General features: G+C 71.8%; 32 protein-coding genes and 1 tRNA gene. 15 read left to right on the top strand and 18 right to left on the bottom strand.

What is annotated here, in order from left to right:
- Nucleotides 1-558: 558 nt before the first annotated feature.
- From ABR738_RS00975 to ABR738_RS00960, 4 genes are all read left to right on the top strand, one after another.
- Nucleotides 559-813 (top strand): hypothetical protein, encoded by a 255-nt coding sequence (locus tag ABR738_RS00975; protein WP_350228006.1) that lies wholly within the window; start codon nucleotides 559-561, stop codon nucleotides 811-813.
- Nucleotides 814-920: 107 nt separating this feature from the next.
- Nucleotides 921-2,138 (top strand): site-specific integrase, encoded by a 1,218-nt coding sequence (locus tag ABR738_RS00970; RefSeq protein WP_350228005.1) that lies wholly within the window; start codon nucleotides 921-923, stop codon nucleotides 2,136-2,138.
- Between the two features lie 50 nt (nucleotides 2,139-2,188).
- Entirely contained in the window at nucleotides 2,189-2,392 is a 204-nt protein-coding gene (locus ABR738_RS00965; protein ID WP_350228004.1) for a hypothetical protein, read from the top strand.
- A gap of 164 nt (nucleotides 2,393-2,556) precedes the next feature.
- On the top strand, nucleotides 2,557-3,288 hold the full coding sequence (locus tag ABR738_RS00960; protein WP_350228003.1) for a spherulation-specific family 4 protein: 732 nt from the start codon (nucleotides 2,557-2,559) through the stop codon (nucleotides 3,286-3,288).
- Nucleotides 3,289-3,323: 35 nt separating this feature from the next.
- Here the strand turns inward: ABR738_RS00960 and ABR738_RS00955 are convergent, their stop codons facing one another.
- On the bottom strand, nucleotides 3,324-3,809 hold the full coding sequence (locus ABR738_RS00955) for a hypothetical protein (protein ID WP_350228002.1): 486 nt from the start codon (nucleotides 3,807-3,809) through the stop codon (nucleotides 3,324-3,326).
- A gap of 166 nt (nucleotides 3,810-3,975) precedes the next feature.
- Here ABR738_RS00955 and ABR738_RS00950 point away from each other — a divergent pair, with 166 nt between their 5' ends.
- Nucleotides 3,976-4,317, top strand: coding sequence for a hypothetical protein (locus ABR738_RS00950; RefSeq protein WP_350228001.1), 342 nt, complete (start codon nucleotides 3,976-3,978; stop codon nucleotides 4,315-4,317).
- Between the two features lie 143 nt (nucleotides 4,318-4,460).
- Nucleotides 4,461-4,733 (top strand): hypothetical protein, encoded by a 273-nt coding sequence (locus ABR738_RS00945; RefSeq protein ID WP_350228000.1) that lies wholly within the window; start codon nucleotides 4,461-4,463, stop codon nucleotides 4,731-4,733.
- 54 nt (nucleotides 4,734-4,787) lie between these two features.
- On the opposite strand, the gene ABR738_RS00940 is transcribed toward ABR738_RS00945, so the two are convergent.
- The 3 genes from ABR738_RS00940 to ABR738_RS00930 form a co-directional block, all read right to left on the bottom strand.
- Nucleotides 4,788-4,861 (bottom strand) — tRNA-Met (locus ABR738_RS00940).
- Nucleotides 4,862-5,106: 245 nt separating this feature from the next.
- Nucleotides 5,107-6,375: a hypothetical protein gene (locus tag ABR738_RS00935; protein WP_350227999.1), complete on the bottom strand. Its 1,269-nt coding sequence runs from the start codon at nucleotides 6,373-6,375 to the stop codon at nucleotides 5,107-5,109.
- A 200-nt stretch (nucleotides 6,376-6,575) separates the two neighbouring features.
- A complete protein-coding gene (locus ABR738_RS00930) occupies nucleotides 6,576-7,121 on the bottom strand; it encodes a hypothetical protein (protein WP_350227998.1) in 546 nt (181 codons plus the stop codon).
- A 320-nt stretch (nucleotides 7,122-7,441) separates the two neighbouring features.
- Between ABR738_RS00930 and ABR738_RS00925 the strand changes: the two genes are divergently transcribed.
- The 3 genes from ABR738_RS00925 to ABR738_RS00915 all read left to right on the top strand — a co-directional run bounded on the left by ABR738_RS00925 (nucleotide 7,442) and on the right by ABR738_RS00915 (nucleotide 9,306).
- Nucleotides 7,442-8,083 carry a hypothetical protein gene (locus ABR738_RS00925; protein ID WP_350227997.1) on the top strand — a complete coding sequence of 214 codons (642 nt, stop codon included), beginning with the start codon at nucleotides 7,442-7,444 and terminating at the stop codon, nucleotides 8,081-8,083.
- A gap of 30 nt (nucleotides 8,084-8,113) precedes the next feature.
- The gene (locus tag ABR738_RS00920; protein WP_350227996.1) at nucleotides 8,114-8,389 is read left to right on the top strand and encodes a hypothetical protein; all 276 of its coding nucleotides are present in this window, start codon (nucleotides 8,114-8,116) and stop codon (nucleotides 8,387-8,389) included.
- A 218-nt stretch (nucleotides 8,390-8,607) separates the two neighbouring features.
- A complete protein-coding gene (locus tag ABR738_RS00915; protein WP_350227995.1) occupies nucleotides 8,608-9,306 on the top strand; it encodes a hypothetical protein in 699 nt (232 codons plus the stop codon).
- A gap of 150 nt (nucleotides 9,307-9,456) precedes the next feature.
- Here ABR738_RS00915 and ABR738_RS00910 read toward each other — a convergent pair whose 3' ends face one another.
- The 14 genes from ABR738_RS00910 to ABR738_RS00845 all read right to left on the bottom strand — a co-directional run bounded on the left by ABR738_RS00910 (nucleotide 9,457) and on the right by ABR738_RS00845 (nucleotide 18,193).
- Nucleotides 9,457-10,206, bottom strand: a complete 750-nt coding sequence (locus ABR738_RS00910) for a hypothetical protein (RefSeq protein ID WP_350227994.1) — start codon at nucleotides 10,204-10,206, stop codon at nucleotides 9,457-9,459.
- 61 nt (nucleotides 10,207-10,267) lie between these two features.
- Nucleotides 10,268-11,584, bottom strand: coding sequence for a hypothetical protein (locus ABR738_RS00905; RefSeq protein ID WP_350227993.1), 1,317 nt, complete (start codon nucleotides 11,582-11,584; stop codon nucleotides 10,268-10,270).
- A 236-nt stretch (nucleotides 11,585-11,820) separates the two neighbouring features.
- Nucleotides 11,821-12,006: a DUF8636 domain-containing protein gene (locus ABR738_RS00900; protein WP_350227992.1), complete on the bottom strand. Its 186-nt coding sequence runs from the start codon at nucleotides 12,004-12,006 to the stop codon at nucleotides 11,821-11,823.
- 35 nt (nucleotides 12,007-12,041) lie between these two features.
- Nucleotides 12,042-12,197, bottom strand: a complete 156-nt coding sequence (locus ABR738_RS00895) for a DUF6011 domain-containing protein (protein ID WP_350227991.1) — start codon at nucleotides 12,195-12,197, stop codon at nucleotides 12,042-12,044.
- A gap of 62 nt (nucleotides 12,198-12,259) precedes the next feature.
- A complete protein-coding gene (locus ABR738_RS00890; RefSeq protein ID WP_350227990.1) occupies nucleotides 12,260-12,514 on the bottom strand; it encodes a hypothetical protein in 255 nt (84 codons plus the stop codon).
- Nucleotides 12,515-12,531: 17 nt separating this feature from the next.
- Nucleotides 12,532-12,930 (bottom strand): hypothetical protein, encoded by a 399-nt coding sequence (locus tag ABR738_RS00885; RefSeq protein ID WP_350227989.1) that lies wholly within the window; start codon nucleotides 12,928-12,930, stop codon nucleotides 12,532-12,534.
- Nucleotides 12,927-13,709, bottom strand: coding sequence for a hypothetical protein (locus tag ABR738_RS00880; RefSeq protein ID WP_350227988.1), 783 nt, complete (start codon nucleotides 13,707-13,709; stop codon nucleotides 12,927-12,929). The genes ABR738_RS00885 and ABR738_RS00880 overlap by 4 nt, the downstream gene beginning before the upstream one ends.
- 32 nt (nucleotides 13,710-13,741) lie before the next feature.
- The gene (locus ABR738_RS00875; protein WP_350227987.1) at nucleotides 13,742-14,071 is read right to left on the bottom strand and encodes a hypothetical protein; all 330 of its coding nucleotides are present in this window, start codon (nucleotides 14,069-14,071) and stop codon (nucleotides 13,742-13,744) included.
- Nucleotides 14,068-14,919, bottom strand: coding sequence for a hypothetical protein (locus ABR738_RS00870; protein ID WP_350227986.1), 852 nt, complete (start codon nucleotides 14,917-14,919; stop codon nucleotides 14,068-14,070). Before ABR738_RS00870 ends, ABR738_RS00875 begins: the two co-directional genes overlap by 4 nt.
- Nucleotides 14,920-14,925: 6 nt before the next feature.
- Nucleotides 14,926-15,759 (bottom strand): hypothetical protein, encoded by an 834-nt coding sequence (locus tag ABR738_RS00865; protein ID WP_350227985.1) that lies wholly within the window; start codon nucleotides 15,757-15,759, stop codon nucleotides 14,926-14,928.
- An 81-nt stretch (nucleotides 15,760-15,840) separates the two neighbouring features.
- Entirely contained in the window at nucleotides 15,841-16,620 is a 780-nt protein-coding gene (locus tag ABR738_RS00860) for a hypothetical protein (RefSeq protein ID WP_350227984.1), read from the bottom strand.
- Nucleotides 16,617-17,012: a hypothetical protein gene (locus ABR738_RS00855; protein ID WP_350227983.1), complete on the bottom strand. Its 396-nt coding sequence runs from the start codon at nucleotides 17,010-17,012 to the stop codon at nucleotides 16,617-16,619. Before ABR738_RS00855 ends, ABR738_RS00860 begins: the two co-directional genes overlap by 4 nt.
- Nucleotides 17,009-17,476 carry a DUF4326 domain-containing protein gene (locus ABR738_RS00850; RefSeq protein ID WP_350227982.1) on the bottom strand — a complete coding sequence of 156 codons (468 nt, stop codon included), beginning with the start codon at nucleotides 17,474-17,476 and terminating at the stop codon, nucleotides 17,009-17,011. The genes ABR738_RS00855 and ABR738_RS00850 overlap by 4 nt, the downstream gene beginning before the upstream one ends.
- Before the next feature lie 156 nt (nucleotides 17,477-17,632).
- Nucleotides 17,633-18,193 (bottom strand): hypothetical protein, encoded by a 561-nt coding sequence (locus ABR738_RS00845; RefSeq protein ID WP_350227981.1) that lies wholly within the window; start codon nucleotides 18,191-18,193, stop codon nucleotides 17,633-17,635.
- A gap of 219 nt (nucleotides 18,194-18,412) precedes the next feature.
- On the opposite strand from ABR738_RS00845, the gene ABR738_RS00840 reads away from it, so the two are divergent.
- The 6 genes from ABR738_RS00840 to ABR738_RS00815 all read left to right on the top strand — a co-directional run bounded on the left by ABR738_RS00840 (nucleotide 18,413) and on the right by ABR738_RS00815 (nucleotide 22,631).
- On the top strand, nucleotides 18,413-18,949 hold the full coding sequence (locus ABR738_RS00840; RefSeq protein WP_350227980.1) for a hypothetical protein: 537 nt from the start codon (nucleotides 18,413-18,415) through the stop codon (nucleotides 18,947-18,949).
- A gap of 86 nt (nucleotides 18,950-19,035) precedes the next feature.
- Complete coding sequence (locus tag ABR738_RS00835; RefSeq protein WP_350227979.1) at nucleotides 19,036-19,986, top strand: DEAD/DEAH box helicase family protein; 951 nt, start codon at nucleotides 19,036-19,038, stop codon at nucleotides 19,984-19,986.
- A 61-nt stretch (nucleotides 19,987-20,047) separates the two neighbouring features.
- Nucleotides 20,048-21,307 (top strand): DNA cytosine methyltransferase, encoded by a 1,260-nt coding sequence (locus ABR738_RS00830; protein WP_350227978.1) that lies wholly within the window; start codon nucleotides 20,048-20,050, stop codon nucleotides 21,305-21,307.
- A gap of 57 nt (nucleotides 21,308-21,364) precedes the next feature.
- The gene (locus ABR738_RS00825) at nucleotides 21,365-21,577 is read left to right on the top strand and encodes a hypothetical protein (RefSeq protein WP_350227977.1); all 213 of its coding nucleotides are present in this window, start codon (nucleotides 21,365-21,367) and stop codon (nucleotides 21,575-21,577) included.
- An 8-nt stretch (nucleotides 21,578-21,585) separates the two neighbouring features.
- Nucleotides 21,586-22,173 carry a WhiB family transcriptional regulator gene (locus ABR738_RS00820; protein WP_350227976.1) on the top strand — a complete coding sequence of 196 codons (588 nt, stop codon included), beginning with the start codon at nucleotides 21,586-21,588 and terminating at the stop codon, nucleotides 22,171-22,173.
- Complete coding sequence (locus ABR738_RS00815) at nucleotides 22,170-22,631, top strand: hypothetical protein (protein WP_350227975.1); 462 nt, start codon at nucleotides 22,170-22,172, stop codon at nucleotides 22,629-22,631. Before ABR738_RS00820 ends, ABR738_RS00815 begins: the two co-directional genes overlap by 4 nt.
- The last annotated feature ends 327 nt before the right edge of the window (nucleotides 22,632-22,958 follow it).

Here is a 22,958-nt window from a genome sequence, read left to right as displayed (position 1 = left end):
CCCTGCTCTCGCCCGCCCGGCACCCACTGCCCAGCCGGAGCAGTACCCGCCGCTCCCCCTGCACAGCGGCGGTGCGCCGCCCCAACACACCGCCTACCACCGCAAACAGTGATCCACTAGCTGTACGGCGCTGCTCCCGGCGCCGCCCGCTCCGCGAAAGGCTGCCCCACCATGTCCGTCGTCCCCGCCCTCCCCGCGGAGCGGGCGGCGCCGGGAGCAGCGCCGTACAGCTAGTGGATCACTGTTTGCGGTGGTAGGCGGTGTGTTGGGCGGCACACCGCCGCTGTCAGGGGGACGGCGGGTACTGCTCCCGGCTGCCCACTGCCCAGCCGGGAGCAGTACCCGCCGTCCCCCTGACAGCGGCGGTGTGCCGCCCAACACACCGCCTACCACCGCAAACAGTGATCCACTAGCTGTACGGCGCTGCTCCCGGCGCCGCCCGCTCCGCGGGGAGGGCGGGGACGACGGACATGGTGGGGCAGCCTTTCGCGGAGCGGGCGGCGCCGGGAGCAGCGCCGTACAGCTAGTGGATCACTGTTTGCGGTCGTAGGCGGTGTGTTGGGGCGGCGCACCGCCGCTGTGCAGGGGGACGCGCGGGTACTGCTCCGGCTGGGCAGTGGGTGCCGGGCGGGCGAGAGCAGGGCTCGCGAGGTCGAGGCGGCCGAGGACCTCCTGAACGTGCCGGACCGGGAGCTGCACCATCTGGTCCGGCTCGTACTGGACTCCGTGGCCGGTGTCCTCACCGCCCGCGAGCCCGCTCTCGCCCGCCCGGCACCCACTGCCCAGCCGGAGCAGTACCCGCCGTCCCCCTGACAGCGGCGGTGTGCCGCCCAACACACCGCCTACCACCGCAAACAGTGATCCACTAGCTGTACGGCGCTGCTCCCGGCGCCGCCCGCTCCGCGAAAGGCTGCCCCACCATGTCCGTCGTCCCCGCCCTCCCCGCGGGCTCCGGCGTCGCCGCGCCCCCGGCCCCGGCCGTCCAGGCCGTCGACCTCGAGGAGGTCGAGGTCGTCGAAGGTGAACTCGTCGACGACGAGCTGGCGCCGGCCCCGGTCGCACCGGCCAAGCCGCTGGTGGACCAGCACACGATCCTCTATCCGGGCCAGGCCATGCCGACGGCGGAGGACGGTCCGCGGTATACCCGGCGGGACTACGAGGTGTCCGAGGAGACGGCCCGACGTTTGGAGGAGGAGTCGGCGCCGCGCAACACGGACCGGACCTATCGCTACCAGCGGCGGCTCTTCGAGAAGTGGTGCGAGGGCATGGGCCGGGTGGCCCGGCCGTGCACGACGGCGACGTACGTGGAGTACTGCGCGCACCTGATCGCGCAGGAGTTGGCGCCGAACTCCATCAGCACCTACCTGTCGGCCGTCCGAACGTGGATGCCCGACGACAAGAAGCCGGGCACGAGCCTGGCCCGCGCGATGCTCCGCGAGTACCGGAAGAGCTGGAGCAAGCGGAAGCGCGTCAAGAAGGCCCCGCCGGTCACAGCGGCCATGGCACGGGCGATGGTCGACACCTGCGACCTGCGCCACCCCATCGGTCTGCGCGACCGGTTCGTGATCCTCGTCGGCCGGAAGGCGTTGAACCGACGCAGCGAGCTGAGCCAGCTCGAGGTGGCCGACCTCGTGGTCGAGGACGGCGGAGTGGCCGAGTGGGTCGCCTACTCCAAGAACGACCAGGAGGCGGTGGGCGAGGAGACGTGGGTACCAGCCGACGCCGGCGACTCCCGGTATGACCCGGTGGCGGCCACCCGGGACTGGCTCAACATCCTGTACCGCCTGGGCGTCAGCGAGGGCCCGGTGCTGCGTGCGCTGACCGTGGCCGGGACTCTGCAGTCCCGGGCGACCGCAAAGGTGTCCGGTGATTGCGTCACGGGGGACGCGATCAACGACTGGATCCGGGGCCGGGCGTTCGCTGCCGGGCTCAAGAACTGGCAGGACATCACCTCCCACGGGCTGCGCCGCGGCGGTGCCCAGGAGATCGCGGACGCCGGGGGTGACCCGACGAAGCAGGGCCGGTGGAAGGCCGGCAGCGCCACCGTGAAGAAGGAGTACCTCGACCGGGCGCAGGGGCGGGCCGAGAACCCGTGGCACAAGGTGGCGGAGAAGCAGCGCAACGAGGCCCAACAGTGACCGCCCCCTCCGCGGACGGTCCCAGCCCGGCCGAGCGCTTTCATGTCCGGGTGACGTTCCGCGAGGACGGCCCGGGCATCGAGGGCACCTGGACGAACGAAGCGGTCGCGTTGATGAAGTTCCGGAGTTTCGTGGGCTCCCATGGCAGCCAGGACGGCGTGACCATCACCCTGGTGCAGGAGAGCGGCGGGCATACGGAGCAGCTGCGAACGTGGACGAAGGAACACGGCGAGGTCGTTCACCGGCGTACCTGACCTATCCACGGCACATGCGGGACGGGGCCGCTGTTTCGAAGGCGCCGCCGCGCTGGCGCGCCTGCGGTTCTACGAACAAGGCAGCACCGCGGCCAACTGATCGCAGGCATTGGGGTGCAGGCCCATATCCTGGAAGCTGGCACGGGGCGCCGACAGGAGACGTTATGGCCCCGCCCATCCCTGCCGCCAGTACTGCGCTGGGCGCCGGAATACCCATGTACGGCCACCCCGGCACCGTCGCACCCGCCTGGGCGGCCCTGGCACTGCCCAACATCCCCGTGCACTGGGTGATCCTCAACCAGGCCAGCGGGCCCGGCGACAAAGAGGACCCGGTGCTCTACGACGCGGCCCGGGCCGTCCGGGACGCCGGCACACCAGTCCTCGGCTACATCACGCTGCAAGGCGGCAGCCGCGATGACTTCTTCAACAACGCGGACGCGGACCTGTACGTGTCCCGCGGCTTCAACGGCGCCTTCCTCGACGAATGCCCGGCCGACAGCGGGCACTTGCAGTCCGTCGCGCTGACCGTGCTGCGGCAGCGCGCCAAGGGGATGGGCAAGGTCGTGCTGAACCCGGGCGTCATACCCGCGCAGGGCTACTGCGACATAGCCGACCAGGTCATCGTCTTCGAGGGAGACCTGCCCACCTACCGCCGCGCCACGTTCCCCGACTGGATGCGCAGCTACCCGGCCACGCGGTTCGCGCACCTGGTGCACGGCGTGCGAACCGCCAGCGACGCCGCAGAGGTGCTGCGCCTGGCCCGGCGCCGGTGGTGCTCCACCGTCTACGCGCACTCCACGATCTACACCCCGACCACCAACACCTGGGACGCGCTCCCCACGTACTGGCCCACCTTCAGCCGCACCCTGGCAGGCTCGTCCGTGCCGGGCGCATAGCGGCGCTCGTGTCAGCAGGTCCCGGCTCGATCGGTTCAGCTCGCGTCCGTCCGCGCAGCGCTGCAGCCGGTAGCCAGGCACGCCACGCGCTCCGCGCCGTCGACCCGGTGACCTTCGATCGCCGGCAGGAGCTGCTCGAGCACGTCCACACCACGGCGGGTGAGCGGGAACGTCATCGTCACCGTTCGGTGAGCCGGGCACCAATCCTCATCGGCGAAGGCAGTCGCCGAGTATGGGTAGGTGAGCAGGAACTGCTCTGGCCGGTCCTCATCCACACCAAGGAGGGTCGGGAAGACCCGGCTAACGGTGTCGCCCACGATGGAGTCCTCGAACGTCCAGTCCGTGTCGATCTGGCTCCAGTCCGGCACCATCGGCACATGCGGTACGGACCGCAGACCGAGGAGCACGTACAGGTCAGGCGCCCAACCCCGGCCATAGAGCAACGTGTTGAGCCGGGTCTTAGCCTCGGCCCGCTCGGTGTTCGTGGCGGCGGCTACGCCAGGGCGCAGAGTCTGAGTCATGGTCGGTGAGTGTGCCGTGCGGCAGCGCAGCGGCCGGCAGCGCCACTCCGGCCGCAGCCCGCGCGAGTCCCTCGACCGGATCAACTGCCCTGTGGCACATGCCCGCAACTGGCGATTGCGCCCGAAGCGGCACAGCCCCGTAACCCCTTGGGCCGATGCCCGTTGAATGCGTGATGCATCGGTCGAACTCGGTGGCATCGTCCGTCAGGTTCCGCTCGACGATCTCGGCGCTCAGGGCAGTGAGTGCGGCCGCGAGATTCGTCAGCACGGTCCGCATCTCCTGGGGCCGCCGAGCGCGGGCCAGAGCCGGGTGCTTCTTCGTCGGCTGGTACGCCTCACCGAGGCGCGTTACGGCGGAAGCTTCCTCGGTACGTTGGAAGACCGGGTGTGCCGCGTCGTGCCTGCCCAGGCCGCCGGGCCTACTGCCGAGGACGTAAGCGCCGCCATTCTCGCGAACCCTGAGATCGCTCGTGCCGCGGCCGCGGCGCTGGAGCGGGTGGGCGTGTAGCCCCCGCGCTCAGGTTCCGTCGCGTGTCACCTGTATCGCTCGATCCACGAGTGCCCCGAGGACTGCCGCTCTCGTCGAAATGTCAGTGCGCGATGGCACGATCGACGGGCAGGGTGGTCTCGATCTACACACAGGGGGCGGGGATGACGAGTACTCACTACTGGCCGCGGGCGGCCGGCGAGACGGAGATGGCGGCGCTGGAGGCCTGGCTGACCGAGCACGGCTGGGAGGTCGACCCGACGGTGTTCATGGCCGGGGCGGGCGGCGCGGCCGTTCAGATCCGCCGCATCGGCGCGGCCTGGCAGGACGGCGAGGCGGGTCTGCTGATCCTGCCGGACGAGACCGTGGAGTACGACGGCATTGCGATGCGCACGCGTCCCCGGCGCCCTGCAGGTGCCGGCTGCTCCACCTCGTAGTCGGACCGAGCACGCATACGGCCCCTCGACGTCACGTCGAGGGGCCGTAGTTAGTAGCGGGGACAGGATTTGAACCTGCGACCTCTGGGTTATGAGCCCAGCGAGCTACCGAGCTGCTCCACCCCGCGTCGGTGAACACAACCCTACGCCACCGGCTGGACCCGGCCGACCAGTTGCGCGCTGCGCGGCCTGACAGGTGACGGTCCCGTGCAACGTGCGATGGAACACGGGACCGCCCGGATGGCCACCGTCCTGTCAGAGCGGCATCGTGACCGTACGGCGATCGTCAACACGGGGCATCTGGGCAGATGCCAACCGAGTGGCGCGAGCCTGGCGATGGGCCCTCAACACGAGATCGGGTCCATGCCCTTCGTCAGGCAGGTGGGGAGGCGCTCCACTCCTTGGGTGCATCCGGGACCTCGACGTCGTCGTACGCGGCCCTGTACGCCTCAAGGTTGGCGGCATAGTGGGCCCGGCCGGCGTCGGTCACGTGCAGGACTGTCAGGTCGTCGGGCCAGATACTTGTGCCGTCGGTCCAGTGGCGGCGTCCGGGCGGATACAGCCGCAGAGGTACGGCCAGTTCGGCAGCCAGCGGACCGTCGCGGAAATCGAGCAGCTTGCCGCTTGCGGTGGAGCTGCGGGTGATCTGGTGCATGTGGTTGGTGGTGATCCCGGCCGGTAGCGCCAGCAACTCCTCTGGCGGCTCGCTGCCCCGGTTCTTCCAGTAGGCAGGCCATTCCTTGCGGATCCACAGCCGGTTGTTCAAGTCGTTGCGTACGAGGGCGACCAGGAGCTTGAAGGGAGCGCGGGCGAGGAGACCGCGGGGCTTGCGCACCTTGTGGTCGTCGAGGCTGCTGTGGGCGTCGTCGGGTAGTTCGTTGGGCACGGGGGCGTCGATGTCGGGCCACAGTTCGGCGTAGCACCTCACGTGCTGCTCGTAGTGGTTCCGGCCTGCCTCGGTGAGATACACCCTGTACTCGGTCCGATGGAGCATGTGGGCCGGGTACGCGGGGTTCTCGTACGGCTCGCCGACCCGGACGCTCTTGGATGTGACGAGGGGGCCGCCGGGGCGACGCTGGTCGCGTTCGAGGAAGAAGCGTGCCTTCTCGGACGGGGCTCGTTCCTCGGGCGGGGTGCCTCGCGGCGAGTCGGCGGGCAGCCCGTTGGGGCCGGCGCGGTAGAGGCGGACGAGGTTGGACCACAGCCACTCGGAGAGCAGCCCGCGTGGAGGGGAGGTGGGCGCGGTGTATCCCAGACCGGCGCGGGCCGTCGCGCGGCCGCGGGTGGTCAGCTTGACCCGGACGCGCGGGATCATGCCGAGCACGGTCTGGACGTAGTCCTCCATCACCTCGATGAGCTTGCGGCGGCGCAGCGCGGCGAGGGACGACCCGGCGCCCTGATCGTGTTCGTCCTTCTGCGCCAGGGCGTACTGAATCGCCGTGCGGCCCACAACGTCCTTCGGGGCCTTGAGGCTGAAGGTCTGCCAACGCCATTCGGCAGCCGGAGGCCCGTGCCCCCAGTCGAACGCGCCGCCCTTGTTGTTCGCTTCCGCGTCCTGGTCGGCATCGAAGATGACGGCCAGGTAGATCTGTTGGCGGGCGTTGAGTTCGGCCCACAGGTCGGCGGGCTGAGGACGTGGCATGCCAGCACCGTAGCGGCGGGCACCGACAGTGCGGGCCGCCCCCGCGGTGGAACCGTCGGGGGCGGGGAGCCGGGGCGAGGTCGGCACGGGTTACCGCCTGGCCGTCACGGCGGCCGGCAGGCTGGGCAGCACGGCGGCACCGGACTGCTCCTGGGCCACGGCGAAGACCGTGTGGTACTGCAAGATCGTCCAGTACGGGTTCACCGGTAGTCCTCCTCCCACGCATCGCCCCCGGGTACGTCTACGTCGGCCTCGTGGTGTGCCTCAGCTTCGGCGGCCCAGCGTTCCTCGTCGGCCGCGTCCTGCGCGTCCTCCCAGTTCCGCTCCTCCTCCGGGTCGTACGGCTCGGCGGCGTCGTCGGCCATCTGCGCCCAGTACGCGGCTTCCTCCTCCGCCTCGTGTGCGGCACGCTGTGCCGGGGTGAGGGAGGCCAGCCACGCCTCGTGCTGGGCGCGTTCGGCGGCTTCCCGGGCCCGGAAGTATCCCGCCCAGATGTGGGACGGATGGTGGGGCTCAAGGGAGCAGTAGCCCCATCCACCATCGTGCTGGAGGTGGTCGGCGGGCCGCACGCAGCGTCCGCCGTCGAGGGGGTGGGCCAGGCCGGAGCACACCAGGACGAGGGCCGTCCCGGGCTTCGAGCGGGGTGCGCCGCGCAGTTCGGCGAGGACGTCGGGGTATCGGCGGCCGGTGGTCCGGGCGAGGTCCCGGGCTCGGCGCTTGAGGTGGTCGCTGCCGGTCTTGGTCACGGTCGTCTCCACAGCGGGATCCCACGCTTCCCGCCGGACGTCGCGTGAGGTGCGTCGCTGCCGGACAGGGGTCTTCGAATGGTGCTGCGCGGGACCCGGGTGCGGTCCTTGTCCGGCGGCGCTGCCCCTGTGCGGCGTGGGCGCGGGGCGGCAGCGGAAACGGCGGTTCGCGGCATGCCGTTGTGGTGCGGTATCTACCGTAGCGGGTGCCAGTGACATCCGGGGAGAGGCTCACGAGGCTTCGCTCCGCGGGTCCCGGCGGCTGGGCTGGCGCCCGCAGGATAAGGTCGCCGGATCGCCGCTACGCGCCGGGAGTTGTCGTGGACCACCATCTCGAGCCGGGCCAGGTCTACCGGGCATGCGCCCCGGCCGACGGGCCCCCGCGGTACGTTCGGATCCTGGAGCACCACGTGGGTGGTGAGCGGTGCTGGATCGCGGACGCGGCCACCGGTAAACGCGAACGCGACATCTCCGCCGGGCAGTTGCACGAGTATGCAATCACGCGCAACGGCACCGAGCGGCGCAAGGGGTACGTCCACGTCCCCACCCACGACTGGCTCATGGACCTGGTGGATCGGGCGCAGCGCGGCCACCCGAACATCATCGACTCCTCGGCCGTGGACCAGGATGCCCGGCGCGGCGGCATCCTGCTGCTGCGGCCGAAGGTGCCGGTGGAGGCGGTCCGCGCGGTCGCGGCGGCGCTGGAGGCGGCCGGGTGGACCGTGGAGCCGGCTCTCGAGGCCGCCGACGTACTGCGCGTGCGCTTTCAGGGCCAGTCGCTGTGTCCGGCGAGGGACCGCTCGTCGGGCGAGACGTGGTTCTGCGGCCGGGCCCGGGGCCACTCCGGCGACCACCAGGACGATCGGACGGGCGGCGCGTGGGACAACGAGGGGGTACCAGAGCGGATCGCCTGGTGGCTGCCGGGCCGGCCCCTCCCCGGTGGAACGCCGGCCAGTGCCTGACGCCCGCCGGGCGGGTTCTACCCTCGGCGGATGGACAAGAGCACAGGCATACCCGCGGGTGACGGCCCCACCGCCGAGGTGGTGCGCATCGACCTGGAGACGTACTTCGGCTTCCTGCGCGACATCGGCGCCGAGCTGCGGGACCCGATGCTGAGCCGGATGGCCGGGTACGCCTATGGCTACGCCCAGGCGATGTTGGAGAAGGACGACGTGGCGGCGGCCGCCCGGCAACTGGACTGGCTCGTCACCGAGTCCGCCCGGTTCGCCGACGCGGTCGGATACCCAGGGGCACCGCGCGGCCGCTAGCCGGGGCCGCGTCCAGCTCCCCGATCGGGTGAACGGCGCCCCCGACGCGGCGTGCAGCCCGTTATGCTCCGCCTCGGCAAGACGCGCACGCCGCTCGCTGGTACCGGCCGCCCACGCTTCCGGTGCCTCTGGCCAAGGGCTCCCGAGTCCCGCGAACGACCCCCGTACGCCTTGTGCCCGGTGGCCGCGTGGGGGCTGCCAGGAACGAGAACTGCATCATGCCGAAGAACCAGCCGACCGCTGCGGCCAAGGCCCGCCGTATGCAGGACCTGACCGGCACGAAGTACACGAAGGCCCTGCGCGCCGAGCAGAACCGGCCCACCGTTCGGGTACGGCCCGGTGACCACGTCACCTTCCACCACCGCGCCGACGACGGCACCGTCACCGCGGTATACCCCGAGCTCAAGAACGGCTGCCCGGGAATCGACTGGCAGGCGGCTCCTCAGTGGGTCGAGGGGGTGCGGCGCCAGGGCGCCACAACGGGCAACGCCTGGGAACTGTCGTACACCGGCGCGCACGGCTCCTACCTCGCTGACATCGCCACGGTGAACGGTGTGCCGACGGACTACGCCGACCGGTACCCGTCGTACGACCTGCCGAGTTCCGTACCGGAGTCGCCAGCCCCCGGGTTGTCCGTGCCGATGCAGGCGGCCTGGGGCCTCGGCTACTCGGCGGGAGCTCTAGAGGCCGTGGCCGAACTCCTGCCTGTCCCCGCCGCGTTCCACCCCGACGACGCCAAGGCCGGCGCGGCGTCGGCGGCGGACGGAGGCATGGTCTCGGTCATCACCTCCGTGACCCTGCGCTTGGTGGTCGACCCGGCTGTCCTGGCCGATCCGGAGGCGCTGGAGGCGGAGTTGAGGCAGCAGGTCGCCGCCTGCCTCGGGCCCTGGCAGCCGTCCGGGCAAGACGCCGGATAGTCGGCGCCCGCCTCGGCGCGGCTGCCACCTTGAGGACGGTGAACTGGCGGCTCCCGCCAAGCAACTCGCCTGGCTGGTCAACGAGTCGCACTGGTACCAGGCGGCAGCCGACAATCCCGGCGCGCTGCGCCGCGGGGCTGCTGACCCGGTCTAGGGGGCTGCCGGGAGCCGAGTACGCAGTTCGGCGACGGCGGAGTCAATGGCCGCGTGCACGTCGGGGACGAGCGTGAGGACCGCTTCGACGGCTTCGGCGGAGGCCTCCTGGTCGGCCTGGACCGCGGCGAGAGCTTCCAGCTCGGTGAGCGGGGCCAAGTGCTCCCGCCACGCCTTCTGCTTCTCGCCCCAGGCGTACCGGGCGGTGAGCAGTTCCAGCGGGGTCAGCGGCAGCTGTTCGTCGGGCTTGCCGGCCGGGATGAGGAGCCAGGCCAGGCCGCGCTTGTCGACGAGGCCGCAGATCTCCGAGCCGTCCGTGTAGGTGCGGCCGCGGCCCTTGTCGGCGGCTGTGAGCAGGCGTTCCACCATGTCGCTCTCCCGGCCGGGCTTGGGCCGGCCGGGGTTCTTGACCTTCGCGAGGTGCTCCTCCACCCGGCTGGTGGCCCACCACTCGCCGCCTTGCAGGTCCGCTCCGGCAAGGGCCCAGCCGATGGCGCCGAGGGCGTAGGCCTGCGGGGAGTAGCGCCGTTCGTAGCGCACTCCTTCGATGGCTTCCTTGTCGGCGGTGCGGGCCGCGCGGGAGACCTGGGTGACGGTGGGGCCGTCGACCCAGGAGAGCGTCCACTCTGAGCGGCGGTCGTCGTACTCAGCCTCGATCCACTGGTGCTTGGCGTAGTCGAGCCCGAACTGCTCGGACAGGCTGGTGGCCAGCTTGCGGATGCGGGCGGAGCGGTTCTTGGGCGCCATGGCCCGAGGGTATCGGCCGCGGGGGCGGGACAGCCGGGGAAGGGCTGTCCCGCCCGGACGGCTACGGGTGCTCGCCCGCGCCCGGCGCCAGCTCGGGGTCGGCGCCCAGGGTGTGCGTGTGGGAGACGGCACTTTGGACCAGGTCGGCGAACAGGTCCCGTACGGCGTCGGCGGTGAACTGGCCTCGCAGCGCGGCCAGCATGTCCAGGCTCAGGGCGGCGTGCTGCGACTCTTCGGGCAGGCCCGGCCAGTGGGCGTTGAGGTCGGCTGCGGCAGCGCGGTAGGCGTCGGTGATGACGCGCTGGTCCTCGTCGTCCAGTGCCCACGGGCGGCGGGTGGTCACCAGCACCAGCACGGAGACGTTGCGCCAGCCAGGCGGGGCGTCGCCGGGCCGGTTCACCGCGAGACCGGGCGTCCTCAGCAGCGCGTCGGGTGAGCCCGCGGCCGGCGGCATGACGAAGACGTCGCCGCGGGCTGGGTATTCGGTGCCGTCCCGGTTCAGGGTGTGGATGCTGCGGGCGACCAGGGCGGCGAGGAGCTCCTCCATGGTGGCGTCGTCGGCCAGGCCCGGGTCCGGGGCGGTGGGGATGGATGCGTCGAGCAGGAAGGCGACTTGGCCTACGGCCTGCTCCCCGAGATCGATGGCGTTCTCGTCGGCGTGGTCTCCGGCCGCTCGGGCGCGCGGGGCGCCCACATGGTTGCTGCTGTGCCCGGTGAACCAGCTCGCGTACGGCGCCAGGTGTCGGCGGGCCCAAGGGTCGGTGATGCCTTTCCAGCCGGACTCGTCGACGAGCGGTCCCAGCGTCCAGGCGAGCGTCTCCGCGACTTCGACGACCGTCTCGCCGGTCACCCAGCGGATCAGGATCGTAGCGACCACCTCGAGGGCGGCGGCGTCCACCGACGTCGAGGGGGCCTCCGGGCCGCCCAGGAGCAGGTCGAGGACGATCGCGGACTCCGTGGAGCCGGGGCGTCCGGCCACCACGTCCTCGATCCGGCCGGTGGCCTGTTCGCAGGCCGCCGCAGCGTCGAACAGTGCGGCAACGAGCGTGGCGGCCGCCTTCGGGCCGGCCTGGTTCAAGGCCTGGCGGATGGCGGCGGTGTCGCCGTCGGCGGGGAGGCCGATGTGCCGGACCGGGCCGTACTCCTCGACGATCTGCTCGTACGTGCGGGTCTCGCTGTAGTGCAGGGCCCGGGTGCCGTAGGCGTTGGTCTCCCCGGAGTTGAGGTACCAGCTCGCACCGTGGGCGTCGACCAGGCGAACCGGGTACGAGGGCTTCTGCCCGGTCGTGTCGACCTGGCGGACTGCGCGGGTGCGGAAAGCGCCGGTCTCCTGCATCGCGGCGCGGGCGGCCCGGTCGCGGGCGCGGTTCTTCGACATCAGCTTCACTCCATGCTGGTACGCCCCACGCGCGTACCGCTCAGAGCGGACGCCGGTTGTTCGCACGATGCGTCAGAGACGACTTGCCGGAGATGGGGGCCTGGCGTGGGCCTGTGGTCCCCTCGCGGATACCGGGCGGTCGTGCACCGCCGGTATCACCATAACGCGCCGCCCCATAGCACCCGCCGCACGTGCCCGACGTCATGAGCGGCGGGGCCTGGCGGAACCGGCGTGCGTCACCCTCTGGGTTCGAGCAGCTGCCCTGGCTTGGTCTCCTCGATCTCCACGTCAGTGCACTTGGCTGCCACAAGTTCGGCCTTCCGGTCCTCGGCGCTCGTCTTGTCGTAGCTGACCGCGGAGGCGCGCGGTGTACCGCCGATGTCGGTCCAGCGGATTCCATAGTTCTGCATCTTGATCGCCATGCGTGCATTGTCGCTGGCTGGTCTGACAGCGGGCGTCAGGGTGCCATCGCTACGCCGGGGAGCTGCTCCTGCTCCACCGTGAACGGCTGCGGGGTGGGAGCGGAATGGAGGCCGCGGCGGCATTCCGGCCCTAGGCCCCAGCGGCGGGACTCCGTGTCGCGCAGAGGATGGCCGCATTGGCGGCAACGCACCACCGGCCGGTACCGGGTGACGGGTACCGGCAAGGCGGTCTGGGCGTCGTCGGCCGGACTGCTCACTGTTGGCCCGCGGGTCGCGCGGGTCGGGCCGCTGCGGTGCAGGCGGCGATGATCACGGCGTCCGGGCAGTCGCTGGGGAACTCCACGGTCCAGCCGTCGGACGACAGGCTGGAGTCGTTGGCATCGTTGACGAGGGCCCAGGTCGCGCCGTTCTTCCTCAACAGCTCGAGGGGGTTGTCCGGGTCGCCTTCCCAGCCGTCGGCTTCGAGGGCTTCGGTGATATCGAGGCGGGTCGTCCAGGTGTCGTCCATATCGGGGGCTCCTTCAGTCAGTTGGCGGAGGATTCGGGGCGAGCGGCGCGCAGGCCGCTGTGATCGTCGCGCCACGTGCAGGTGTGCAGGCCGGCAGCGCGCTGTCGGTCGAACATTGCGGCGATCCAGACCTGGTCGGGGGCATAGAGGGCGAGGTCGGCCCAGGCCCGGGCGTTGAGGCGGAACGGGTCGCGGGGGTCTCCGCAATCGCAGGGGCAGTTGGGGATCGGGTCGCGCAGGACATCGACGCCGTGGCACCGGTGGTGATGGTGCCGGGCACACGGTGCGCAGGCGTCACGCGGGATGAGGAAGGTGCGGACCCAGCGGGGCAGCTCGTTCTGCGGCTCCTGCCGGGAGACTGTCCGGGCGGGCCGGCTCGGGCCGCGGCGCCGGCGCTCGGCGAGGTCGTCGGTCACCGAAGGGCCCCTTGGTCGGGCTCGACCAGGAGGGTGCCGTCCAGGGCGGCCAGGCGCAGCCGGGCCCGGGGCGGGACCTGCTCGACACCCGGGGTGGGCCAGTCGTCCGCGCTGATGCCGTAGACCGGGGGCTCCCACGTCGGGCTGTCGAGGCGGTGGCGATAGGTGGTAAGCCAGTCGGAGTCGAAGTACACCGGCAACAGCCCACCGCGGTTGGGCACCGGCTGCGGTGCGCGGGAATTGGGCTCGCGTAGCTGCTCGCGGACCCGCGCCAGGTGGTCGAGGTGCCGCTTGCAGAACCAGCGGTATTTGTGCCAGCCGGTGCCCGGCCGCTTCTCGAGCGCGTAGTGCTCCCAGTCGGCGAGGTTGCCACAGATGCCGCGCACGTTGCGGAAGTCGTCGGGGCCGTCCGGGTGCGGGCGCAGCCGCGGCGCCTCGCAGACCCGGTGCTCGCGGTCCTTGCTGCTTACGTAGCGGGGGGCGTCGCCGGCGATCGCCTCGTCCAGCCGCCAGCGACGGCCGGTTCGCGTGGCGCCCATCGCTTTGCGAGCGGTGGACCAGACGGCGTGGACGTCCCGATCGGCCTCGGAGTGGGCGACCATCGTGGCGTAGCCGAAGGCCAGGAGCATCTCGCGGGCGAGCGGGGTGGCGCGCTGATCGCCGTAGACCTGCCGGGCGAAGTCGGCGAAGGTCTCGCCCCCGCCGCCCTTGCCCTTGGTCCGGTGCCGCTCGCCCGGCGCGGGCTGGCCGGCGTGCGCGAGGTGAAGGGCTGCTCCCATGGTCGTCCTCAACTCCTGTTCAGCGGGGCGGGTCAGCGGCCGGCCCGGCGATGGGCGTCGGCCAGGATCGTGGCCGCGTCGGGGTGGTTCTCGACGGCGGCGCGTAGCGCGGTCCACCAGGTTTCGGCGTACTCCTGGGCGACCGCCCGCTCGCGCACCTTCTTCTCCAGGCGAGCGAGGCGGGCACCTAGCTTGTCGCAGGTGCACTCGGCCTCCGGGTCCTGCACGCGGGCCATGCAGCCGGGCATGAGGGCCAGGTCACCGTCCGGGTCGGTCCACCAGTAGCACCCGGCCGGGACGGTGTCCGGGGTGACCGCGACGGAGGCGTCGCGGTCACCGAGCGCGGCCTGGCCGGCGTTCACCCGGCCCGCCGCGCGACGAGGGCCAGACGCCGGGTCCACTCCCGGGCGGCCTGGTCGGGAGCGATGCCGTCGTGGGCGCGGCGCACCAGCCAGAGGTCGCGTCGTTCGGCCATCTCTGGTCCGGCGGCGGGGGTTCCGTATCCGGCGTCAACGAGCTGCTGCCAGGTGTCCGGGGGCAGCGAGGAGCGGCAGCCCCGGCACAGCGGGCGGCCGACGATGGGGTGGAGGGGCATGCTGCTGCAGCCGGTGTCGCGGTGCGGCTCATCGCACCAGGTGGTGGTGGAGCACTGGCAGGCGAAGCAGGCCGTCGCGGCGGTGGGGCGTACGGAGCGCTTCCGCAGGACCGCGCGGTAGAGCGGTGCGGCTGGCCACCGGTAAGCGCAGGCCCGGCAGGAGTGGTGGGGCGCGCCGGTGCGGCGCCCCGGGCCCCAGCCCCAGTTGGTGGATCGGCTGGCCCGGTCGCAGCGCGGGCACTGTTCGAGGACCGCTGCTTCCTCGCGCTCCAGCCACTCGTGGTCGATCCAGGTGACCGGCTGGGCGCCGGGCTGCTCGGCCGTCGCGTCCTCGACGATCCAGGGGTACTCCCCGGTGGAGCACTCCTCGGCCCGCCCCCAGGTGCGCTCGACGCCGTTGGCGAGCAGGCCGAGTAGTTGCCCGCCGGGGAGGATGCGGTTGCCGATGCTGCGGTGGTAGGCGCTGAGCGCTGCCAGTACCTGCTGGTCGTCCGGGTGCCCGAGGGCCAGGAGCCGCTCGCCCTCCTCGCCGATCTCAATGAGGGCGACGCCGTGGTGCGTGCTGAAGCCGTGCGTGGCGACGGTGAGCGGCGCGATCGGGGTCGTGGTCGTCATGGCTTATCAGTCTCCTGTGCTGCTGAGGGCGGCCGGTTCAGCGTTCGGTGTGCTCGGGCTCCAGATGGTGGCCGGGGCGTGGCCGGGGCCGACACGGTCGGCCCACAGCCGTCCGCAGTCGCAGCGCACCCCCTTCTGGGTGGCCCGCCGCTGTTCGGCGGTGCCGGGCGGCCGGCCGGTGCTGCGCCAGGGCGCGAGCAGGGCGACGACGCTGGCGAGGGCCTGCTGGATCTGCTCGTGGTCGGGGTCGTACGCCGTGGCCCACTCACCGTGCTCGTCGTGGAGCAGGCCGCGGCCGTCATCGGTGTAGAGGTGCTCGGTGGGGCCGTTGCGCAGCGCGGACTCGGCGCGCGAGAGCACGGTGCGTGCCTCGGTGAGCGCTGCGGAGGACTCCCGGCCCCGCGAGGGAGTGGCGGTCCGCCTGTGCCCGAGGGCCGCGGCCGTCACCGGGGCCCAGTCGAGGTCGGTGCGGGTCAGGGGGACATCGGGGCGGTCCTCCCAGGGGTGTGCGCCGGTCTCCGGGCTGAGCAGCGCGTGACGCAGGCACTCGCCGCACACGCCGCGGACGGAGCACTCCCAGGGGGTGCCCTCGCCAGCCGGGCGCTGCTCGTCCTCGGCCGTCTTCTCGTGGAGGGTGGCGTGGCGCCAGGACGCCTCGAGCAGCAGGCGGGGCCAGTTGACGGCGGCGGTGATGCGTTCAAGGACGGCGGCCATCGCATCCTCGAGCTGGTAGTACAGGTTGGTGGGCATGGTCTGGCATTCGCCGGTCCGGCCGTCCCAGACCTGGGGACCGACGACCCCTTCGGTGAGGACGCGGACGGCGGCGAGCTGGTTGGGCACGGTTCTCCTGGTGTTTGAAGGCCGCAGCCCGGTGTGGGCTGCGGCTGGGTGGGGCGCATCGCCCTGTGCGTTGGCGGAGGGTCAGGCGAAGGCGGGCTGGGGGCTTTCGAGCGCGGTGCCGAGCAGCAGGGCGCGGACTTCCTTCTCGTACTCGCCGTTGCGGATCCGGTCGAAGAGCAGCTGCCCGGCGGCCAGGCAGCGGGCGCGCAGGCGGATCGCGTCGGCGGCCTCTTCCGTGGCGGCGCCGACGGCCTGGTCGACGGCGGAGACTGCTAGCCGGTCGGCGGTCGCCAGGGCGGCTTCGCGCCGGGAGTACTGCGCCCTGAAGAACGCCCACCAGTCCAGGGCGCGGGTGTCGGTGACCCGCTTGTTCCAGGGGGCGTACGTACGGCGGGTGCGTTCGGGGTTGGCGGCCCACTCCTCGGCCCACTGCCGGGCTAGGTCGGGCAGTTGGGCGAGGGTGGCGAGCGCCTGCTTGCCGCGGTGTCCGAAGGCGTGCCACGGCTCGGCCTCCTCGACCACGCGCAGCCGGTGGCACAGCACCCAGTACGGGTAGTGCTTGCCGCCCCAGTTGCCGGTCGCTCCGAGTGGCTCGACGATCCACAGCCGGGCCGGCCACTCGACGCGCTCGAGGAGTTCCCCGGGGCGGGTGTAGGTCCGGAAGTAGCTGAAGGGCGTCTCGTCGTACCAGGGTCTGCCGGGGGTGGGGTGGTCGACGGTGCCGCCGAGGTGGGCGGCGATGTTGACGGTCGGGATGGGGTCGCCGGTCCACCCGGCGTACTCGGCGGGCAGGCCGGTGGTGGGCGGGACGGTGCCGTCGGGCCGGGTGGCCAGGTAGTGGATGGTCGGTCGGGTGCTCACATGTCCTCCTGGAACAGGTCGAGTTGCTCGGTGAGGGGCGGAGCGTCGCGGGGTGCGGGAGGGAGCTGGTGGCAGTGGCAGTTGCAGCGGGTCCAGCAGCGGCGGTCGGCGAGGTAGACGGTGGCCTGCCCGCGGTTGAGGCCGCAGGCTCCGTGGCAGGGGCTGCCACCGAAGGTCTGGATCACGGTCTCGGGCTCCCGGCCCCACCAGGCGACCCACTGGTCGTGGCCGCACTCGGTGTGCCGTCGGTGGTCGCAGGCGTTGGAGAGACCCTGGCACGGGCACTCGTGCCAGGCCGGTGGGATCTGCTTCGGCGCCAGGACGTGGGCTCGTACCCAGGCGGCGGCCGTATCGGGCATCGGCGGCCGGGGGCCAAGGGCGGCCGTGGTCACGCGGCGTCCTTCAGGTGCACGAGCGGGGTCTCGCCGCGGCGGGCCCGCGAGCGGTCGACCCGGCGGCGGGCGAGCTGGACGTAGCGCACGGTCTCGGCGGGGGCCGCGTTGGCCCACTGGATGAGGACCTCGGCGTGGCAGCGCAGACCGCGCTTGCACGGGCAGATCAGGTCCCGGCCGCGCAGCTCCCCGAGACGGTCCAGGACACGGTCCCGGAGCAGGTCGTGCTCGGCGTCGTCGAGGTAGGTGCGGTCACCGGCGAGCCACTTGCGGTACAGGTCGACGACTGCTTCGTGGGCGGCAACCTGGTCGCCGGGCTCAGCCAGCTTCAGGTCGTAGGCCCACTGGAGCCGGAAGGGGTTCCCCCAGTCCTTGGTGGTGCGATCGACGATGATGCCGTCCCCGCGGCGCCAGCCCTCGGTGCGCTCGCGGACCCGGCGTACGGGCAGGGCGGTTGTGCTCAACGGGGCCTCCGTCTCGGGGTGCGGGGTGCTGGCCGGCGGTGCGGCCGTGAAATTGGGGCTATGCGCTGAAATGAAGATCCGTTACGCTGGCCGCGTCGTCGCGGCATGCGCACCGTGAGGACGCGGCGAGCGTGACGGAGCCCAATGTGCCGACGCTCAGGGGCGGTCGGTGGCCCGGGCGATGAGGTCGCCGACGTGCAGGACGGCGGCCGTCAGCCCGTTGATCGCGGTGACGATGGCCTCCACCTCGTGGTTGTTCAACACGTCGGGCCGCAGGCTGTCGATGGAGTGCAGCGCCTCGGTGGCGAGGTGCCGCGCGGGGGCCGGGGCCTTGGGGGTCTCGTACCGGGCGGCGACGATGTCCCCGAGCGTGTTCAGCAGGCGGACCCGCCCGAAGCTCGGGATGTGATCCTCCCAGTCGGCGGTGTGCAGCTCGATCTGCCGGTTGGTCTCGTCCCACAGGGCGCGTACCTCGTAGGCACCTTCGTCGTAGTCGGCCTCGAGGAGGACGGCGCCCACCAGGTTGCCGCGCTCGTCGAGGTGGGCGAGCTTCAGCGCCTCGACTCCGAGGGCGTCGAGTTGGTCGTTGATGTTCCGGACGAGCTGCTGACGGTGCATGATCGTACGAGCACCCTCGTCGACCTTCTCCTGCTCATAGGCCGCTTGGGCCTGGGCGAGCCAGGCGGGGACGGAGGGTGCGGTGGTGGAGTCGGACATCTGACTTCCTCGCGGGTCGTGGTGAAGCGGACATGCGCACCATAGTCGAAACCCGTTGCTTACGTATAGGGTTTTGGTTATCGTGGGGCCGCCGGGTCGGTTGATGCAGCACGCACCAACGGGACTCCCGGCACGGTTCTGCGAAAGTGAGGACGCATGTTGCACACCGCTGCGCCGGCCAAGGACCGGCGCGGTCCGCCATCGAGAGGATCCGCCGCCGTGGCTGAAGAACAGCCCCCTGTCATCCGCCTGACCGGGCAGACCCCGTACGAGGTCACCACCGAGGGCCCAGTCGCCAAGCTCACGTCCGACTTCGGCGTGCTCGAGGGCGACGCCGAAGCTCTTGGCAACCTCGCCAAGGCCGCCGGCCGCGCGGTATGGGCGCTGCGTGACAGCAGCAACGACCTGCCGACCCGGCCGCTGTACATCCCGTCCGAGGTCAAGGACGCTGCGGAGAAGAAGGCCAGCGCCGAGCACCGCAGCCTGGCCGCCGTGATGCGCGAGGGCTTCACCCAGTACATGGCCGGCCAGCTCGAGCCGGTCAAGCCGACACGTGCACCGCGCAAGGCACCCGGCGAGAAGCCCGTGAAGTCGGTGCCGTCCACCAGCATCCGCATGGCCGACGACGAGTGGAAGCCGATCGAGGACCGCTGCAAGGCGGACAAGGAGCGGCTGAAGTTCCTGGTGAACCCGAGCCGGGTCATCACCCAGTACCTGCGCGACGACTACGTGGGCGGCAAGCCGAGCCAGGAGTAACGCAACTCCGCGCGGGAGCCCCGCAGGCCGGAAGCCGACACCGGCCAGGCCCCGCGCACAGGACAACCACATAGGAGACCCACCTCATGGCGACCGCCGCCGAGGCCCCCGCATCCGCGGGCGGCCTGGTTCAGCACACCCAATTCCAGTTCGCAGCCGCCACGAAGGAAGCCCGCCCCGTACGCGCGCTCCTCGACGGCCCGCCCGGTTCCGACCGACTGATCTCCGCCCTGCGGATGGCCTCCGCCCTGGGCGACACCATCGCCGTCATCGACACAGAGCGCGGCCGGTCCCGGCAGTACGCCGACGCCATCGACCAGGGCTTCGACGTCGCGGAGTTGACCGCCTTCAAACCCCAGGACCTGTGCCTGGCCCTGTATGAGGCAGCCGCATACGACGTCGTCGTCATCTCCACCTGGAGCAGCTTCTGGAGCGGGCCCGAGGGCGTACGCGACCAGGTCGCTCAGCGCAGCGGCAAGGGCAGCCGAGACGCCGGATGGGACGAAGTCCGCCCGGTAGAGCGCCAGATGATCGAGACCGTTCACTGCCACCCCGGCCACGTCATCGGCGTCATGCGCAACCGCCTGGACGTGGTCCTCGCCACCGATTCCAGCGGACGCACGGTACCCACCCGGGTGAGCCTGCGCGCCGACCAGCGCGACGGGCTCGAGTACGAGGTCGACTTCGCCGCCTCCATGCTGCCCACCCGCGAGATGGCCGTCACCAGGTCGGCCGCCCCCACCCTCGCCGGAGAGGTCCTCACCGACGCCGCCGCCGTCGGGGCCGAACTGCGCAAGTGGGCCGAGGACGGCGTCGACCGGGCACCGAAGGCCGAGTTCCTGCGCCGGGCCTACGACGGCGAGGCCACCTACGAGTCCCTGTCCCAACTGGCCGAGGACATCCAGCGGTGCCGCGCCGGCGGCATGGCCGCCCTCGACCGGCAGGGCAGGCTCACCACGCTCGGCGAGGTGGTGTCCTTGCGGCTGCGCATCGCCCGGCAGCGCACCCAGCAGACCGGACAGGGGGCAGCAGCATGACCCTCGTGCGCACCTGCGGATACGCCAAGTACACGGACGAACAGGGCCAGGTGGCGGCCTGATGCCGTACGTGACCTGGAGCGACCAGTTCGGCGGAGGCGGCGGTGCGGCCTCGGGCCTCGAGCAGGTCCCCGGCACGGTCGTCGTGCAGGCCGGCAACCACGCGGCGCACTGCGTAGCGACCTACCGGGCCAACCACCCCGGCACCAGCGTGCACCTCGCCGACCTCTCGCAGGTCGTCCCGGCGGCCTGGCCCCGCACCCACGCCCTGTGGTCCTCGCCCGAGTGCACGTTCCACACCGTGGCGCAGGGCCGTCGGCGCGCGCAGGGCGAGTTCGTCGACGGCCTGTTCTCTTCCACCGGGACCGACGAGACCGCCATCCGTTCGAGGGCGACCATGCACTGCGTCCCGCGGTTCGCAGAGCACCACCAGTACCTGTTCATCGTCGTCGAGAACGTGGTCGAAGCGCGCTGGTGGGGGCCCGCGCACAACCGCGGGGCCGCGTTCGACGCCTGGCTCACCCAGCTCCGTGCGTGGGGCTACCTGCACCAGCTGGTGTTCCGGAACTCCGCGCACGCCGCCGCCTACGGGCCAGCCGCACACACCAGCCGCGACCGGATGTACGTGGTGCTCTGGCACGAGTCGGTCGGCCGCACTCCGAACTTCGACAAGTGGCTGCGGCCGCTCGTGGACTGCGTACGGCACGGCCGGGTCCAGGCGTTGCAGGCGTTCAAGCTCACCGACTCCTGCTCGCCGACCCGGCCGTGGGGCAAGTACCGCTCGCAGTACACCTGGCGCTGCCCGCACCGGGCCTGCGCCACCGTGGCCCTGGAGCCCGCCGCGCTGCGCCCGGTCTCCGAGATCCTCGACCCCGCCAACCCCGGCCCGCTCATCGGCGACCGCTACCTCGAGCCGCGCCGGGCCCGGACCTGGCAGAAGATCCAGGACGGCCACCGCCTCTACGGCGGGGCGCCGTTCATCGCCGAGCTCCGCGGCGGCGGCTCAACCCACCGGGCCGCCAGCCTCCCGCTGTCGACGCTGACCGCTGGCGGCAACCACCACCTGTGGGTGCACGGCACCGCCGCCGACGTCCGCGACCGGCACGCCCGGCTGCTGACGATCGACGAACGCAAGGTCGCCATGAGCTTCCCCGGCTCCTACGAGCTGGTCGCCACCGCCGACAAGGCCTCGGACCGCGACAAGCAGCGGATCTCCATGATCGGCATGGCGGTCACCCCCAACATCGCCCGCGACCTCGGCGCGATGGCCCTCGAATTCATCACCGGCCAGGACACCGAACCCCTCGGGCTGGCGGCATGACCGCCGCCCGCCGCTGGCACCTGGCCCCGACCGCGCCGTGGATGGAGGTGAACTCCCATGCGCATCCGCTGGATCGCCGCAATCACGCTGACCGGCGCCGCCGCTCTGTGGTGGCACCACCGCCAGGTCGACCAGGCCCTGGCCGGCGAGCGGCTGGACCGGGTCCTCGAGCGGGCCATGCACCGCCGGACCCGAGCCGAGCTGGCCGCGGCGCTTGTCGTCGCCGACGCCACCAACATCATCAACCGGGCGCAGGCCCGCGAGGAGTGAGGATCTCCATGTTCAATCCCGACCAGACCACGGCCCTCGCCGCTCTCGAAGCCCATCCCAACTGGCCGTCGCGCTCCTGCGCGGAGACGGGCCTCCTCGGCGCCCCCGTGGTCGACCCCGACCTCTTCCACCGGCCCGGCGCCGTCAACGAAGAGATGGCCAAGGCCGTCTGCTCCGGCTGCCCGCTCCTGCTGGCGTGCCGCGCCTACGCACTGGGCGGTGGCGGATGGTGGGAGGCGGAGGGTGTGTGGGGCGGCATGACCGCCGACGAGCGGCGCGCCGAGCGCCGGGCGGCCCGTAAGCGGCGGACCCGGCTCGCGCAGCAGGGCGACCGCCGGCCGGAGCCGGTGAAGAACTGGGAACCCTCACCCGCCCAGGCACAGCTCCTGCAGGCCCTCGGTGAGCAGCCGGACCTGCGTGCCGCTGCGGAGGCAATGGACCGCCCCTTCCCCAACATCCGATGGGTGTACGCCCAGATGTGCGAGCAGCTCGGGTTCCACCCCGACGACCTGACGGTGTCCGCCCTCCTGGAGACCGCGGCGGCGCGGACCTCCCGGCAGGCGCCCGGGGCCCCTCAGCTGGGAGAGGCAGCATGACCACCGTCCTCCTGCACCTGCAGGCGCGGCCAGCCCACGCGCGGCCAGCCCACGCGCGGCCGCGCCCGCAGCCCGCCGCGCCGGCCCGGCGCGGCCGGGGTCGCCCGCCTGCCCTGACCAGCTCCGAGCGCATCGAGCAGCTCCTCGTCGACATACGCACGGGCGCCACGGTCGCCGAGGCCGCCGCGGCGATCGGCCTGTCCCGCACCCCGGTCTACAACTTGCGACGCAACGACCCGCTGTTCGCAGCGGCCCTGACGCAGGCTCAGGCCGCCGGCCGGGCGGCCCGGCGGGCAGGCGGCCCCGAGCTCCAGATCGACCAGCACGGCACCGAGTCCAGCTACACCAAGCGCAACTGCTCGTGCGACGCCTGCCGGACCGCCGGTACCCGGGCCCGCGCCCGACGCCGTGCCGACAGCACCGACACCCCCAACTTCCCTGCTGCAAAAGCGGCCTGACCAGGAGAAACATCAGCCATGCCCAAGAACATCAATCCGACACGCCCCGTGGGAGTGAAGATGGTCGCATTGCGCCCGGTCGCAGAGGTAGGCTCAGCCCTGGCCATATTTGGGAACCACGGTTCCGCTGGCCGCACCAGTCCGAAAACGCTAATGGCCCCCGCCACCCCCGGAGTCGAAGCCGGGGTAACGAGGGCCGAGCGCCGAGACCGTAGTTGGGACGGCCGAGGCATGAACGATGGTACCCGTGCACCCGGTGCACGGGACAACGGGACCCACCCGGGCGGCGCTCAGGCGCCACGCCCGCCGGTGGGTCTCGGCTTGCCT

The organism is Streptomyces sp. Edi4 (assembly GCF_040253615.1).
GTDB lineage: Bacteria > Actinomycetota > Actinomycetes > Streptomycetales > Streptomycetaceae > Streptomyces.
Note: the sequence above shows the minus strand (reverse complement) of the source record. Positions and strands in the feature narration are given on the sequence as shown.

Coding starts and splice junctions, on each gene's coding strand:
- ABR738_RS00970 (WP_350228005.1), top strand. CDS start 921: ATGTCCGTCGTCCCCGCCCTCCCCGCGGGCTCCGGCGTCGCCGCGCCC.
- ABR738_RS00960 (WP_350228003.1), top strand. CDS start 2,557: ATGGCCCCGCCCATCCCTGCCGCCAGTACTGCGCTGGGCGCCGGAATA.
- ABR738_RS00955 (WP_350228002.1), bottom strand. CDS start 3,809: ATGACTCAGACTCTGCGCCCTGGCGTAGCCGCCGCCACGAACACCGAG.
- ABR738_RS00950 (WP_350228001.1), top strand. CDS start 3,976: ATGCGTGATGCATCGGTCGAACTCGGTGGCATCGTCCGTCAGGTTCCG.
- ABR738_RS00945 (WP_350228000.1), top strand. CDS start 4,461: ATGACGAGTACTCACTACTGGCCGCGGGCGGCCGGCGAGACGGAGATG.
- ABR738_RS00935 (WP_350227999.1), bottom strand. CDS start 6,375: ATGCCACGTCCTCAGCCCGCCGACCTGTGGGCCGAACTCAACGCCCGC.
- ABR738_RS00920 (WP_350227996.1), top strand. CDS start 8,114: ATGGACAAGAGCACAGGCATACCCGCGGGTGACGGCCCCACCGCCGAG.
- ABR738_RS00915 (WP_350227995.1), top strand. CDS start 8,608: ATGCCGAAGAACCAGCCGACCGCTGCGGCCAAGGCCCGCCGTATGCAG.
- ABR738_RS00910 (WP_350227994.1), bottom strand. CDS start 10,206: ATGGCGCCCAAGAACCGCTCCGCCCGCATCCGCAAGCTGGCCACCAGC.
- ABR738_RS00905 (WP_350227993.1), bottom strand. CDS start 11,584: ATGTCGAAGAACCGCGCCCGCGACCGGGCCGCCCGCGCCGCGATGCAG.
- ABR738_RS00900 (WP_350227992.1), bottom strand. CDS start 12,006: ATGGCGATCAAGATGCAGAACTATGGAATCCGCTGGACCGACATCGGC.
- ABR738_RS00890 (WP_350227990.1), bottom strand. CDS start 12,514: ATGGACGACACCTGGACGACCCGCCTCGATATCACCGAAGCCCTCGAA.
- ABR738_RS00880 (WP_350227988.1), bottom strand. CDS start 13,709: ATGGGAGCAGCCCTTCACCTCGCGCACGCCGGCCAGCCCGCGCCGGGC.
- ABR738_RS00870 (WP_350227986.1), bottom strand. CDS start 14,919: ATGACGACCACGACCCCGATCGCGCCGCTCACCGTCGCCACGCACGGC.
- ABR738_RS00845 (WP_350227981.1), bottom strand. CDS start 18,193: ATGTCCGACTCCACCACCGCACCCTCCGTCCCCGCCTGGCTCGCCCAG.
- ABR738_RS00835 (WP_350227979.1), top strand. CDS start 19,036: ATGGCGACCGCCGCCGAGGCCCCCGCATCCGCGGGCGGCCTGGTTCAG.
- ABR738_RS00830 (WP_350227978.1), top strand. CDS start 20,048: ATGCCGTACGTGACCTGGAGCGACCAGTTCGGCGGAGGCGGCGGTGCG.
- ABR738_RS00825 (WP_350227977.1), top strand. CDS start 21,365: ATGCGCATCCGCTGGATCGCCGCAATCACGCTGACCGGCGCCGCCGCT.
- ABR738_RS00820 (WP_350227976.1), top strand. CDS start 21,586: ATGTTCAATCCCGACCAGACCACGGCCCTCGCCGCTCTCGAAGCCCAT.
- ABR738_RS00815 (WP_350227975.1), top strand. CDS start 22,170: ATGACCACCGTCCTCCTGCACCTGCAGGCGCGGCCAGCCCACGCGCGG.